Raw genomic sequence first — 13,833 nt, 5'->3', positions numbered from 1 at the left:
GCCATCCCGCCAACAACAGCACTCACAAACGCACAACTTCCGGGAGCGGCAACCGCGTCACAGGTGCAACATCGGCAACACCTGCCCCCTAACGCCATAAAGCGGCCTACCACCGGGCCGCAAACGCCGTTACCGTCGGTGCGACCTGCGGAAGGGGTATATGGACCACAGACGACTCGCCCGCACCTCGCGCACGATCGCCTTGATCGGCGTGGGTGGCGTGACGTGTCTGGTGGTCGTCCCCGTCGCCATCAACGCGGCCACCGGCGGCTCGGCGCTCCGGGTGCTCGGCCCCTACGCCACCTGGCTCTGGCCCTCCCTGACCCTGCTCGTCACCCTCACCGCCGCACTCGCCGCCTGGGAACCGCTGAGCGCGCTCCTCGTCCAGCGACGCCCCGCACACCCCGCCAACCGGCTAGCCGCGCTCGACCGGGTCGACCGGTTCGTACGGAGTCGGGTGGAGGGATCACTTGCCGAGCAGGTTCGGTTGAAGTTGGGGGTGGTGCCGCGGGTCGGGCCGAGGCTGTCCGCGAGAATCAGGGCACCGCTAGTCGTGGCGGGAGAACCAGGCTGTGGGAAGACCACGCTGTTGCTCGACCTGGCCGGGCGGCTGTTGGAGCGTGCGCGGGCTGATCCGAGTATGCCGGTGCCGGTAGTTGTCGACGTCGGCATGTGGCGGCCCGAGCAGGACTTCGGCGAGTGGCTGCTCACAGCACTCCGGCGGCGGTACCGGATCGGGGTTCGGCTCGGGCGGACGTGGTTGCGGGAGCGGCGGCTGACGATGCTGTTCGACGGGCTGGACGACCTGCCCGCCGCGCACCGCGCCGACTGCCTGCGCTGGATCACCGCCCTCAAACTCCCCCAAGTCGTCCTCTGCACCTCCACCGACGACTACGAACGCCTCCCCCGCTACGACGTCGTCCACGTCGAACCCCTGCGCCGCACCGACGTCCTCGACCTGATCACCGCCTGCGAACCACGCCTCGACGGCCTCCTCGAAGCCCTCACCAAAGACCCCGACCTCTGGGACGAAGTCCGCACCCCGCTCGCCTTCGACCTCCTCGCCCTCGCCTATCGCGCCGGCCGCGCCGAGTACCGGGGCGTCCTGGACACCTACCTCGTCGAATCCGCCGCCCGCGGCCCAGGCAAGGCCGAGCGAACCATCAGGGCACTGCGCTTCCTCGCCCGCATCGCCCGCCGCCGCAACGACCTCCGCGCCGACCACCGCCTCCCCCACCGCCGCGTCTGGCTGGACTTCGTCGGCGAACCCGCCGTCTGGCGGCTGTTCCGCAGAGCCGGACCGGGCGCGATGGCCGGGCTCGTCACCGGCACCTGCCTCGTCATCGCCTTCCACAACCTGCCCTCGGCGATCGTCGCCGCACTAGCCGCCATCGGGCTGCGACAAGGCCGGTTCGACACCACGACCGACGATCGACGCCGCGGACTCCGTTGGGCCGCCGCAGGATTCGCGGCCGGAGCGACCACCGGAGCCGCACTGTCCACAGTGGGCGGTTGGCTGGGTGCTCAAGCCACGAACTGGCCGGCGTTCGTGACGTTCGGACTGGTCCTCATCATCACCTTCCTGATCACCCTGAGCATCACCCGCGACCGCTACTGGGCCGTCGCCGCCGCCCTCGCCCCCACCGCCGTCATGATCTGGACCGGACCCTCCCCCGACCTCCTCAAAGGCCTCGGCACCGGCCTGCTCGCCGGCACCGCCGCCGGGGCCCTCACCGCGGGCCTGACCAGGGTCTGGCGCACCCTCGACCGACCCGCACCCCGCCCCCTGCACTGGCTGCCACTGGCCGGCCTCCCCGCCATCGCCCTCGCCGCCGCCCTCGGCGCACCCATCACACCGCACATCGCCCCGATCACCGGCCTCCTGATCGGCCTGGCCGTCACCCCCACCGTCCGCCCGCCCGAACCGGTCGTCGAACTCCTCGCCAAACCCCTCGCCCTCGACGAGTTCCCGTTGCGGCGCAAGGCGATCATCCAGTCCGCCCGGGACCGGGTGCTGCTCGTGACAGGAAACCGCTTCCCCCACGCCCTGGTCCGCGACCACCTCGCCGACTGCGACCCGGTCGAGCTGGCCACCACCGTCGAACGCCGCCGAGACGCGCTCACGCCCACCGCGTCCGCCCCCAGGGCTTGAACACCGACAAAGCGGTGTTGACCAGGTACAACGTCAGCGACACGCAGCACGCGACCAGCACGTCGACCCCCGCCCCGGCGACCCCGTCCGCAGCGTCCCGCACGCCCGACCGCAGCGAGAACGTCGTGGCCACCACGGCGATCACGGTCAGCACGAACTTCACCAGCACCCACCGGTGCTTCACCAGCCCCCACTTCGTGCCCAGGCTCAGCACGACCCCGGTCGCCAGCGCGCCCAACCCCAGCGGCAGCACCACGAAGTCGGCCAGCGGCACCATCGCCCGGTAGAACTCCACCCGGTCGAACGAGGCGAGCACCAGGTTCCCCAGCGTCACCCCCAGCCACCCCACCGACGTGACGACGTGCAGCAACAACCACGACTTGCGTGCGACAGGTTTCATGGCACCGCAATGTGCCCGCCCACGCCCCGTCGCCACGTCCCCCGCACAGCGGCAAACCCGCCTACGCCCGTCGACGTAGCTCCACCGCCGACAGGTTCCCGTCCTGGTCCAGCAGCCCGCGCCGGCGCGCCGGCAACTCCTCCAGCGGCGCGGGCGAATCCGCCGACCCCAGCACCGCCACCGTCACGAACGCCACCGACAGGTGCAGCAACGCCACGACCGCGCGGCAGGTCGCGTTGCGGTTTCCCGAACTCCTGAGCCAGGGGCGCGATCGCCTCCCAGCCGGCGAAGCTCCACACCAGCAGCGCCGCCACCGGACCGATCGCGGTCCAGCCGTGCGGCGCGAACGGCTCCAGGTTCGCCAGGTCCGCCAACGGGGCCGACACGGCGACGGCGGCCAGGATTAGCAGCACCAGCAGTCCGGCCAGCACGCACTGCGCCCGTCCCGACGCGCGCAGCCCCGCCCAGTTGGTCGTGAACACCAGCGCCATCAGCACCAACGCGGTCACCACCTGGGTGAGCCGGCCGCCGCCGATCGCGTCCGCCACGCAGGACCCGGCGAGCAGCGCCGACGCCGTCGTCCCCGGCGGGACCGCGGAGAAGAAACACCAGCCCACCACCGCCGCCGCCCGTTCGCCGAAACGCCAGCCGGGCGCAGGTCTACACGCCGCCCGCGTCCAGGTGCCGGGCCGCGAGCGCGGCGAAGGTGGCCGCCAGCGGGGCGGACCCCATTACCAGACAGAGCCAGGCGAGCAGCGACGCCGGTCCGGCGACCGCGGCGGCCAGCGCCGGTACCGCGATCACGCCCGTGCCGAGCACGGCGCCCACGTACAGCGCGGTGCCGTGCACCACGGTCAACGCGGGACGGCTGCTGCCCATGACGTGACAGCTTCCCGAACTCCGGTCGACACCCCGATGTCTCGCCGGTTATCCCTGCGTGCACGAACGGCTACGCTGCGGTGACGTGGGCAGGCCACGGGAGTTCGACGACGCGGCGGTCGTGGACGCCGCGATGGAGGTGTTCTGGTCGAAGGGGTACGAGTCCACTTCGACGGAGGACCTGTGCGTGCGCACGGGACTGGGCCGCGGCAGCCTGTACAACGCCTTCGGCAGCAAGCACGGGCTGTACGAGCGGGTGCTGCGCCGGTACGCCGAGGTGGGTTTCGGGTTGCAGGCGGAGATCCTCGACGGGCCCGGCACGGTGAAGGAACGCTTGCGGGCCTTGATGATCGACGTGATCGACACCGATCTGGGCGACCCGGCCAAGCGCGGGTGCCTCGCGGTGAACGCGGCCGTGGACGCGGGCGGCACCGATGCCGTGGTCGCGGACCAGGTGCTGCGGCAGTTCTCGCGGTTCGAGGCGGCGGTGCGCGAGGTGATCGCGCGCGGGCAGCGCGACGGCGAGGTGGCGACGGACGTGAACCCGTTGGTGGCGGCCAGGTTGTTCGTCAGCGCGTACTACGGGCTGCGGGTGCTGGGCAAGGTCGTCCACGACCGGCGGGTGCTGGAGGACGTGGTCGAAGGGGCGCTGGCGCGGCTATGACGTCCAGCGGGTCGGGTGGGTCAGGCCGGCGGGCAGCTTGGTGGCGGCGTCGCCCTTGGCGCCGTCGAGCTGGACCCGGGTGACGAACAGCGCACCGGTCAGGTCGGCTCCGCGCAGGTCAGCGCCCCGCAGGTCGGCGCCGATGAGGTCCGCTTCGCGCAGGTCGGCGCCCTTCAGGTCCGCGCCGATCAGGTAGGCGCCGCGCAGGTCCGCGCCGCGCAGGTCGGTCTTGGCGAGCTTCTTGCCGACGAGGTCCGCGCCCCGCTTGGACTTGCGGCCCTTGACGTGCCGGCGCGCGAGGTCGCTGGCCTGTTCCAGCAGGGCGGCGACGGCGCGCCAGCGGGGGCCGACGTCCAGCCGTGCCAACACTTCCGGCCGTTCGGCGGTGAGCGCTTCGATCTCCTTCCGGGCCTCGTCGAGCTTCGTGGTCAGGCTCGCGGCCTTCGGCAGGGCAAGGGCCTGGGTGAGGTACCAGAGGAGTTCGTGCAGCTCCCGCACGACCGGGAAGACGTCGAACATCAGCTCGGCGGACTCCGGCGCGTCCCGCCAGCTGCGGCCCCCGAAGGTCGCCTGGGCGACCTGCTGGCCCGCACCGAAGCAGTCGTAGACCGTGCAGCCGCGGAAACCGCGCTGCGGCAGGGTCTCATGGATGCGGCAGCGGAAGTCGGCGCCGAGGTTGCGGCACGGCGTGCGGGCCGGTTTGTCGATCGCGAAGTCCGCGGACTTGGCGAACGCCGGGACCACGCAGCACAACCCGAAGCACCGCTCGCAGTCGGCGCGCAGTTCCGTCATGTGGCCAGTTCGTCCAGGATCTGCTGCCCGTACTTGGCCAGCTTGTTCTCGCCGACGCCGCTGACCGTGCCGAGTTCGTCGAGCGTGGTGGGCGACAGGGTGGCGATCTGGCGCAGCGTGGCGTCGTGGAAGATCACGTACGCGGGGACGCCCTGTTCCCGCGCGGTGGCCGCGCGCCACGCGCGGAGCTTCTCGAACACCGGCGCGGCCTCGGCGGGCATCTCCACCTCGGGGGCCTTGGCGGCCTTGGCCGCCTTCACGGCCTTGACCGCCTTCTTCTCCGGCTCGCGCCGCATCATCACCTTGCGGCCCTTGTAGAGCACCTCTTCGCTGGCGGGCGTGAGGACGAGCGTCGAATATTCGCCTTCCACGGCCAGGAAACCCTGCGCGAGCAGCTGCCGGACGACGCCGCGCCAGCCGCTCTCGTTCAGCTCGGTGCCGATGCCGAAGACCTTCAGCGCGTCGTGGTCGAACTGGATCACCTTGGCGGTCTTGCGGCCGAGCAGGATGTCGATCGTCTGGCCGGCGCCGAACTTCTGCCGCCGCTCGTTGCGCAGGCGGTAGACCGTGGAGAGGACCTTCTGCGCGGGAATCGTGCCGTCCCACGTCTCCGGCGGGGCGATGCAGGTGTCGCAGTTGCCGCACGGCTCGCCGCTCTGGCCGAAGTACTCGAGCAGCTGGACGCGGCGGCACTCGACCGTCTCGCACAGCGCGAGCATGGCGTCGAGGTGGAGGTTGAGCTTGCGGCGGTGGACCTGGTCGCCGTCGGAGTCCTCGATCATCTTGCGCTGCTGGACGACGTCCTGGAGGCCGTAGGCGAGCCAGGCGGTGGAGGGCAGCCCGTCGCGGCCGGCGCGGCCGGTTTCCTGGTAGTAGCCCTCGACGGACTTCGGGAGGTCGAGGTGGGCGACGAAGCGGACGTCCGGTTTGTCGATGCCCATGCCGAACGCGATGGTGGCGACCATCACCAGGCCGTCCTCGCGGAGGAACCGCGACTGGTGCTCGGCTCGCTTGTTCGCGTCGAGACCGGCGTGGTACGGCAGCGCCTTGATCCCGTTCGCGTTGAGGAATTCGGCGATCTTCTCGGTGGAATTGCGGGACAGGCAGTAGACGATTCCCGCGTCGCCCTGGTGCTCGGTGTTGATCAGTTCGAGCAGCTGCTTCTTCGGCTCGTTCTTGGGGACGATCCGGTACTGGATGTTGGGCCGGTCGAAACTGGCCACGAAGTGCTTGGCGTCGCCGAGCTTGAGCCGTTCGGCGATCTCCGCGTGGGTGGCCTTGGTGGCGGTCGCGGTGAGGGCGATGCGCGGCACGTCCGGCCAGCGTTCGTGCAGGTGGGAGAGGGCAAGGTAGTCGGGCCGGAAGTCGTGGCCCCACTGCGACACGCAGTGCGCCTCGTCGATCGCGAACAACGCGATCTTGCCCCGTTCGAGCAACCGCACGGTCTGCTCCACCCGCAGCCGCTCGGGCGCCAGGTAGAGCAGGTCCAATTCCCCGGCGAGGAATTCCGCCTCCACCATCGAGCGCTCGTCGGGGTACTGCGTGGAATTGAGGAAGCCGGCCTTGACGCCGAGGTCGCGCAGGGCGTCCACCTGGTCCTGCATCAACGCGATGAGCGGCGAAACCACCACCCCGACCCCGTCCCGCACGAGCGAGGGAATCTGGTAGCACAACGACTTCCCACCGCCCGTGGGCATGAGGACCAGCGCGTCACCACCACCGATGACGTGCTCGACAATCTCCTGCTGGTCCCCGCGGAAGGAGTCATACCCGAAGACCCTTCGCAGAACCTCGTGCGAAGTCACGAACCGATCCTAACGACCCCCACCGACAACGGACCGCGTGCCCCGCGCGAAGACGTGTTCGCGATGCCACGCGAAGTAGCCGGCGGACGCGGCGTGGTGCGCGGGTGAGACCCGGCCGGCCAGGGTCGCGAGCTGCTCCGCCAGTGCGCCTTCCACCGGAGTGGCCAAGATCGTCCCGTCCGGTCCCACGGTCACGTACCCCAGCTCGAACAGCCGGTCGCACCCCAGGGAACACGCCAGCATCGCCACGTTCCGCAGGTCGTTGCGCTCGTCGTCGGAACACTCGGCCCGCTGCTTGATGTGCGCGGCGACCAGCAGGTTGACCGGCAGTTCCCGCCCGCACAGCGCGCACGTCCCCACCGCGGCGTCACCGATCAGGACGTGCCGCAGCGCCCCCTGCTCGACCCGGTACTTGGCCAGCGCGGTCCGGTCGAGCACACCGAACTGCCGATCCGGCGCGACCGGTGCGTACCCGAGCGACACGGCCGCCGGCTTCGTCGTCACCACGGCCCGCGGCAAGGTCGCCAACACCGCCGCCACAAACGCACTCCGGTACTTCAGTTCCTTGACAGACGCCGCCACCCGCCCACGCGCGTACAGCTTGTCCAGCCCTTCCTGCACCCAGGCGACCGGCACCAACTTCCCCCGCGGCGACCGCTCGGTAGCCACCAGGGCGTTGCGTGAATCCACCTCCAACACCCGGTTGAGACTCCCGTCGACCGTGGTGATCTCAACCCCCACCAGCCGCTGCAACACGTCCACCGCCGCCGGCGCCACCGGCACCGGCAACCCCACTCGGCGCAACAGGGAAGGCTGGTCGTCCAGGTCAACGAGATAAGCAGCCCGAACCACATCCACCGCCTGCGCCCGCACCGCCGGGTCCGCCAACAACGCCGCGGCCTGCTCGGTGAACCCCGCAACGGCATCGACATCCGCCGACGTGGGCTCCTTCACCAACCCATGCCGCTCCCACAACCCACCATCCGACCCCAGGTGCCAGAACGGGTACTGCGGGGTGTTCCGAGACATCCCGAACTCGGCCAACACCTCCCCGACCCCCTCCCGGAACTCGGGCCACCCGAACAGCCGCCCACGCCCCGCCGCAAGCTGCCCGAACGCCCACATCACGGCAAGCGGCTTGTGGAGGCTCGGCTGCCCGTCCCGCTGGTACCGGTTGAGCGACCCCAACGACACCATCAACTTCTCCACCGGGTCGGCCCACGACCGGTCCACCTGAACCGGCGGCTGCCCATCTTCCATCGATCGCACACGCACACGGTGCCAGACTGGTAGTCCTTGATCATGCAGGTGTACCTGGGCACGGTCGGCGAGGCGGACGAGTGGCTGCGATCCGCTCCCGAAGCGTTCGTGGAGCGGTGCGCGGAGGACTTCCGCAGGCGACGTGGTGAGCCGCCCGGCGACGCCGAGTTTCGGAGTTGGCGCAACAGTTGGCCGGTGCTCGTCGATGCCCTCGTCCGAGCCGGGCTGCGGGACCTCGCCCTGTTGTTCGAGTACGAGTTACCCAGGACTTCCGAGCGGATCGACGCACTGGTCCTCGGTGCACGACCGGACGGCGGCGTCACCGGCGTGGTGGTCGAACTCAAGCAGTGGGACAAGATCGCGACCGCCGGCACGGCTCTGGTCGAGACCCGCGGCGAGCACCGGGGGCACCCCTGCCGGCAGGCCGCCGGGTACGTCGGGCACCTGGAGCAGTGGCTCGAGGACGAGGTCCTGCGGCTGGAGTTCCGCGCTGCCGCGGTGCTGCACAACGCCGACGACCGGTCGACGGCGCTGCTCGCCGAATCGGTCCGGGGCAGCGTCGGCAGCGGTGACGTGGCGGTGCTGGGACGTCGTGAGCTGGCCGAACCGGACCCAGGAACCCTCGCGGGGCTGTTGCGGTGCGGCGACCTGGTGTCACCGGCCGAGGCGCAGTTGGCTGCGTTCCTCGCGCTCGAACCCCGGCCGTCGACCAAGCTGCTGGACGGCATCGGCGACGTGTTGGACCAGCGATCCCGGTTCCGGCTGATCGGCGCCCAACTGGAGGCGCAAGCGCTGGTGTGGAAAGCGGCGACCGACGTGACCGCGCAGCGCAAGCGGGTGATCGTCGTGTCCGGCGGCCCCGGGACCGGCAAGTCCGTGATCGCCCTCAGACTGGTCGTGGACCTCACGCGCCGGCAGCCGTCCATCAGGACGGAGGCCAGGTACCTCACTCCGTCCGGCACCCTCCTCGCGCAGCTCAAACGCGACGTCGAGGGGGTCGACGGCGCCAGGGGCATGTTCGGCCACCCGAGTTCACACCCGCCGTCCACCTCGGTCGTGCCAGTGGTGGACGAGGCGCAGCGGCTCGAGCGCAATGGTTGGCAACTCGAGCGGCTCATGACGTGCGCACCGGTCAGCCTGTTCATGTTGGACGAGAGGCAGGTGATCCTGCCGAACGAGGGTTACCGCGTCGCCGAGTTGCGGGAAGAGGCGCTGCGGCTGGGCGCCGAATTCCACCACGTCGAACTCGAGAGCCAGTTCCGGTGCGGTGGGTCTCAGTCCTACCTCAACTGGCTCAGTCGCCTGCTGTCCGCGGACAAGACGCCCGAGCCGTGGACCGAGCGCACCTACGACTTCGACATCGCGCGTGACCCGGACGACTTGGACGCGTGGGTCCGGCACCACGGAGCCCACGGGTTCACGGCACGCATCGCGGCGGGTTTCTGCTGGGACTGGACCGAAGTCGACGCCAAGCAACCGCTGGTGGACGACGTCGTGCTCCGTTGGACCGACCGGAACGGCGTGGACCGGACCTGGCGCCGCCCGTGGAACGCGCATGTGGAGCACCGGGACCGCACCGGGGCCGTGACCGTCCCCGGGCGCAAGTTCTGGGCGACGGACGCGGGCGGCCAGGACCAGGTCGGGTGCGTGTACACGTGCCAGGGCCTCGAGTACGACTACGGCGGCGTGATCATGGGGCCGGACCTGGTGCGGCGGGACGACCGGTGGGTGGCGCAGCCGGCGGAGAGCGCGGACGACCGGGTCAACCGGCTCTCCGCCGAGGAGTACCTGCCGCTCGCGTTGAACATCTACTGGGTGCTGGCCAGCCGCGGCATGTCGGGCTGCCGGCTGTACTCGACCGACGCCGAGACGCAGGACTTCCTCCTGCGGCTGCGCCGGTAGTCGCTACTCCGGCACGCAGTCGTTCCACACGGGCTTCATGTGGAGCCGTCGCGCCGCCGGTGCTTCCAGGCGCTCGAACCTCCCCGGCTCGCTCCGGTACACGCAGTCGATGCCCACGCTGTGCAGGAAGTGCACGTCGTCGCGGTCCGGACGGGCGGGGAACAACGCCGTCAGCCGCACTACTTCGACCTCCTTCGGGCGGTGGAGCGAGTAGTGCAGGAGTTGGGCCACCGCTTGGCGCACCCGTTCGCGCGTGCTGCCGCCCTTGGCTTCGATGATCTCCGCGCCCTCGGGCCAGAGCGTGTACATGTCCGAGATACCCGCACCGGACCTGAGCCGCTGGAACTTCCGGTCGGAGTGCGCCTCCAGGTACTCGGTCATCAACAGGGACTCGGCCCGGTGGACGGTGATGTCGCGGGCGGTGCGGCTGTACGTGACCTTCGACGCGAAGAAGTTCTCGAGTTCCACGACCAGGCCCTGCTCCAACTGCGACTCGACGTACTTGTCGCTTGCCTCCGCGGCCTCCGCCGCACGCCTGCCGAGGCCCTCCAGGACCTGGCGCACGAGAGCGTTGTCCGTGATCACCCGACCGGCCCGGAACGGCCCCGACAGCCGGCCATCCGAAACGTCCGCGAGTTCCTCGTAGGAGATCGCCAGGTCTTCTTCCACTGTGATCAGGCTGTACACGTTGACGAAGCTGTCGGCGTCGCCGGGCTCCTTCCACAGCTCGTCCGCGAACGCCTGGTTGCGGAAGCTCGCACCGACCTCGCCGATGGCCCCGATGCGGCCTTCCCAGGCGAAAAGCGCGACATCACCCAACGCCACCTGCTTCATGGCCTCGTCGAGGAAGGGACGGGTGCCCCAAAACCGGGCACGGCCGTCCGGGTGCAACCGCTCCAAGGCGGCCCACTCGCCGTCCACCAACTTCGACCGGTAGCGAGGTTCGCTGAAGGGCACGTCGTTGTGCAGCGTTTTCTGCCTGTTGCGCTTGGCCTCCTTGTTCCGCACGGGCTGGATCAGCAATCGGGTCATCGCAGGAAGGCCTTCGGTCGACGGTCGCACAACGGACGGATCGTTGCACAACGCAGCCGTTTCGCGCAGGCCACAACGAAACCGCATTTGTGCGGCTGCGAGCCCAGTTCACGCGAACACCCCGGACCACGACGGCTCAACCACTACCCTGCCGCTCATTCGTCCCACACGCCTTGGAGCACCGAATGGCGGACGACACCGCCACGACACGCAACGACATCGGGGGCAACCCGCACACGGCGGTGCAGGCGGGCACCATCTCCGGCGACGTCCACATCCACGGGTCCGCCGCGGCCGGGCCGGTCGTGCCGCGGCAACTGCCCGCCGCTCCGCGCTCGTTCTCGGGCCGCGAACCGGAGCTCGCCGTGCTCGCGGAAGCCGTGGACGAGGGCGCTCGGCACGGCGCGACCGTCGCGATCTCTGCGATCGGCGGCATGGGCGGTGTCGGGAAGACGTCGCTCGCGCTGCACTGGGCCCACCTCAACCAGTCCCGTTTCCCCGACGGGCAGCTCTACGTCAACCTGCGCGGGTTCGACCCGGGCGGCAAGCCGCTGGACCCCGCGGTCGCCGTCCGGGGCTTCCTGGACGCGCTCAACGTCGCGCCCGCCTCGATCCCCGCCGACCTCGACGCGCAGGCCGCGCTCTACCGGACGCTCCTGGCCGACCGCCGGGTGCTGGTCGTGCTCGACAACGCCGTGGACGAGGAGCAGGTGCTGCCGCTGCTGCCCGGCAGCGGCACGTCCACCGTGCTGGTGACCAGCCGCAACACGTTGAGCGGCCTGGTGAGCGCGCACGGCGCACGGCTGCTGTCGTTGGACGTGCTGACCGGACGAGCCGCGGTCGACATGCTCGCGGGCTACCTCGGCGCCGACCGGGTCGCGGCCGAACCGGACGCGGTCCGCGCCCTGGTCGAGCTGACCGGCCGGCTGCCCCTGGCGCTGAGCATCGTCGCCGCCCGGGCGGTCATGTACCCGCACTTCCCGCTGGACGAGTTCGTGGCCGAACTGCGCGACGCCGGTCGGCGGCTGGACGCGTTCCACGGCCGGATCCCGCAGCACGACCTCCGCGCGGTGTTCGACTGGTCGTACCGCGCGCTGCCCGGCGCCGAGGCGCGGGTGTTCCGGCTGCTCGGCGAGGTGACGGCCCCGGACACGACCACCGCCGCCGTGGCGAGCCTGGCGGCGGTGTCGGACGCGGAGAGCCGACGGCTCCTGCGGCACCTGGTCGAGGCGCACCTCGTGGAGAACCACGCGCCACGCCGGTTCCGCATGCACGACCTGGTGCGATTATGGGCGTTGGAGAAAGCCGAACAGCTCGACAGCGACACCGACCGGACCGCCGCGCAGGAGCGGTTCGTCGACTTCCACCTGCACACCGCGTTGGCCGCGTCCGTACAGGTCGACGGCCAGCGGACGAGGGTGCCGACCGCCGAACCGACGACCGGCTGCCGCCCCTTGGACTTCCCGAACCGCACCACTGCGCTCGACTGGCTCGACGCCGAGCACGCCTGCCTGCTGGCCGCCGGGAAGGTCGCCGTCGCCCGCCGCTGGCACGCCAAGGTCTGGCAGCTCGCGTACGCGCTCGACACGTTCCACTGGCGACGCGGTCACGTCCACGACCACTTCGCGCTGTGGCAGGACGCCCTGGACGCGGCGCGGGCGCTGGACGACGACGGCCTGCTGGGCAAGGCGCACCGGTACCTCGGCTTCGCCGCGTCGCGACGTGGTTCGCACGACGAGGCCGTACGGCACCTGACCCTGGCGCTGGAACTGGCGGTGCGCACGGGCGACGTGCGCGAGCAGGCGCGGGCGCACCAGAACTTCGCCCACGCGTGGGAAGCGCGGGAAAACTACGCGAACGCGCTGGAGCACGCCATGCTGGCGTGGCCCCTCTTCCGCGACGCGGGCACGCCGGTGTGGGAGGCCAGGGCGCTCAACCTCGCCGGCAGCTACCAGGCCCACCTCGGCGAGCACGCGCAGGCGCGCGAACTCTGCGCCCGGTCGCTGGAGTTGTCGCGAAAGCTGAACGACCTCGACGGCGAAGCGGCGTCGCTGGACTGCCTCGCCGACGTCCACGTCCGCTCCGGCGACCACAACACCGCCGTCACGCTGTACCGGGAAGCCCTTCGGCTGCGCCGCCAACTGGGGAACGCCTACGGCGCGGCCGACAGCACCGCGGGTCTCGGCCGCTGCCTCGCCGCCGTCGGGGAGCAGGTGGAGGCCCGCGAGGTGCTGCACCAGGCGTACAGCCTCTACCGGGCACAGAGCCGCCTCTCGGAGGCGGAGTCGGTGCGCTCGCTCCTTGCCGGCTTGGAACCTCCTCAGAGCTTCGACCCTCCCCCGACAATCGGGGTATGAGACCAGCATTGGTGCGCGCGGCGATCGCCAACGCCGAAGCCGCCGGGTTCGAGCACAGCAGTGGGGACGCCACGGGTCGGTTGCTCGCGGTGCTGGCCGCGAGCAAGCCCGGTGGGCGGCTTGGGGAGTCTGGCACGGGTTACGGGGTGGGGGCGGCGTGGTTGGTGGCCGGGATGGCTGCCGGGGCTCGGCTCACCACTGTCGAGTGGGATGTCGAGCGTGCCCGGGCCGCTCGGGCGTTGTTCGCCGACGACCCCCGCGTGACCGTCTTGACCGGCGACTGGACCGCACTCCGTGAGCACGGGCCGTTCGACCTGCTGTTCTGCGATGGTGGCGGTAAGCGGGACGATCCGGACGGTGTGGTGGGGCTGCTGGCGCCGGGTGGGGTTCTTGTGCTTGACGACTTCGTGCCTGCCACCACTTGGCCGCCGCGGTACGCCGGGGAGGTGGATGTGCTGCGCATGCGTTACCTGACCCACGCGCAGCTCACCGCTACCGAGGTACAGGTGGCGCCGGACATGGCTGTCGTGGTCGGGGTTCGATCGGTGGCCGATGGAGGAGGCTTGGGGCGCAACGACTCCGGCACGTGA

11 protein-coding genes and 1 pseudogene are annotated in these 13,833 nt (G+C 70.6%); 5 read left to right on the top strand and 7 right to left on the bottom strand.

Annotation, left to right across the window (positions count from 1 at the left end; all coding sequences use genetic code 11):
* The first annotated feature begins 160 nt into the window (after positions 1–160).
* Positions 161–2,152 carry an NACHT domain-containing protein gene (locus RIN75_RS25645; protein WP_309114567.1) on the top strand — a complete coding sequence of 664 codons (1,992 nt, stop codon included), beginning with the start codon at positions 161–163 and terminating at the stop codon, positions 2,150–2,152.
* Here the strand turns inward: RIN75_RS25645 and RIN75_RS25640 are convergent.
* From RIN75_RS25640 to RIN75_RS25630, 3 genes and pseudogenes are all read right to left on the bottom strand, one after another.
* Positions 2,121–2,552, bottom strand: a complete 432-nt coding sequence (locus tag RIN75_RS25640) for a hypothetical protein (RefSeq protein ID WP_309114566.1) — start codon at positions 2,550–2,552, stop codon at positions 2,121–2,123. The genes RIN75_RS25645 and RIN75_RS25640 overlap by 32 nt on opposite strands.
* Positions 2,549–3,175 (bottom strand): annotated as a pseudogene (locus RIN75_RS25635) (amino acid permease); the annotation flags it as partial. The pseudogene RIN75_RS25635 and the gene RIN75_RS25640, both read right to left, overlap by 4 nt.
* A gap of 37 nt (positions 3,176–3,212) precedes the next feature.
* Entirely contained in the window at positions 3,213–3,431 is a 219-nt protein-coding gene (locus RIN75_RS25630; protein WP_309114565.1) for a hypothetical protein, read from the bottom strand.
* Positions 3,432–3,516: 85 nt separating this feature from the next.
* Here RIN75_RS25630 and RIN75_RS25625 point away from each other — a divergent pair, with 85 nt between their 5' ends.
* Positions 3,517–4,095 (top strand): TetR/AcrR family transcriptional regulator, encoded by a 579-nt coding sequence (locus RIN75_RS25625; protein WP_309114564.1) that lies wholly within the window; start codon positions 3,517–3,519, stop codon positions 4,093–4,095.
* Here RIN75_RS25625 and RIN75_RS25620 read toward each other — a convergent pair.
* Genes RIN75_RS25620 through RIN75_RS25610 form a run of 3 tightly spaced genes read right to left on the bottom strand, consistent with a single transcriptional unit; the run spans position 4,090 to position 7,952 of the window.
* Positions 4,090–4,887, bottom strand: coding sequence for a pentapeptide repeat-containing protein (locus RIN75_RS25620; RefSeq protein WP_309114563.1), 798 nt, complete (start codon positions 4,885–4,887; stop codon positions 4,090–4,092). The genes RIN75_RS25625 and RIN75_RS25620 overlap by 6 nt on opposite strands.
* Positions 4,884–6,692: a DNA helicase RecQ gene (gene recQ, locus RIN75_RS25615; RefSeq protein ID WP_309114562.1), complete on the bottom strand. Its 1,809-nt coding sequence runs from the start codon at positions 6,690–6,692 to the stop codon at positions 4,884–4,886. The genes RIN75_RS25620 and recQ overlap by 4 nt, the downstream gene beginning before the upstream one ends.
* Before the next feature lie 9 nt (positions 6,693–6,701).
* Positions 6,702–7,952 carry an HNH endonuclease gene (locus RIN75_RS25610; RefSeq protein WP_375296021.1) on the bottom strand — a complete coding sequence of 417 codons (1,251 nt, stop codon included), beginning with the start codon at positions 7,950–7,952 and terminating at the stop codon, positions 6,702–6,704.
* A gap of 42 nt (positions 7,953–7,994) precedes the next feature.
* Here RIN75_RS25610 and RIN75_RS25605 point away from each other — a divergent pair, with 42 nt between their 5' ends.
* A complete protein-coding gene (locus RIN75_RS25605) occupies positions 7,995–9,854 on the top strand; it encodes a DNA/RNA helicase domain-containing protein (protein ID WP_309114606.1) in 1,860 nt (619 codons plus the stop codon).
* A gap of 3 nt (positions 9,855–9,857) precedes the next feature.
* On the opposite strand, the gene RIN75_RS25600 is transcribed toward RIN75_RS25605, so the two are convergent.
* Positions 9,858–10,886 carry a hypothetical protein gene (locus RIN75_RS25600; RefSeq protein WP_309114560.1) on the bottom strand — a complete coding sequence of 343 codons (1,029 nt, stop codon included), beginning with the start codon at positions 10,884–10,886 and terminating at the stop codon, positions 9,858–9,860.
* A gap of 185 nt (positions 10,887–11,071) precedes the next feature.
* On the opposite strand from RIN75_RS25600, the gene RIN75_RS25595 reads away from it, so the two are divergent.
* A complete protein-coding gene (locus RIN75_RS25595) occupies positions 11,072–13,243 on the top strand; it encodes a tetratricopeptide repeat protein (RefSeq protein WP_309114559.1) in 2,172 nt (723 codons plus the stop codon).
* Positions 13,240–13,833, top strand: coding sequence for a class I SAM-dependent methyltransferase (locus RIN75_RS25590; RefSeq protein WP_309114558.1), 594 nt, complete (start codon positions 13,240–13,242; stop codon positions 13,831–13,833). The genes RIN75_RS25595 and RIN75_RS25590 overlap by 4 nt, the downstream gene beginning before the upstream one ends.

The organism is Saccharothrix sp., assembly GCF_031180885.1.
In the GTDB taxonomy this organism is placed as follows: Bacteria; Actinomycetota; Actinomycetes; order Mycobacteriales; family Pseudonocardiaceae; genus Actinosynnema.
Note: the sequence above shows the minus strand (reverse complement) of the source record. Positions and strands in the feature narration are given on the sequence as shown.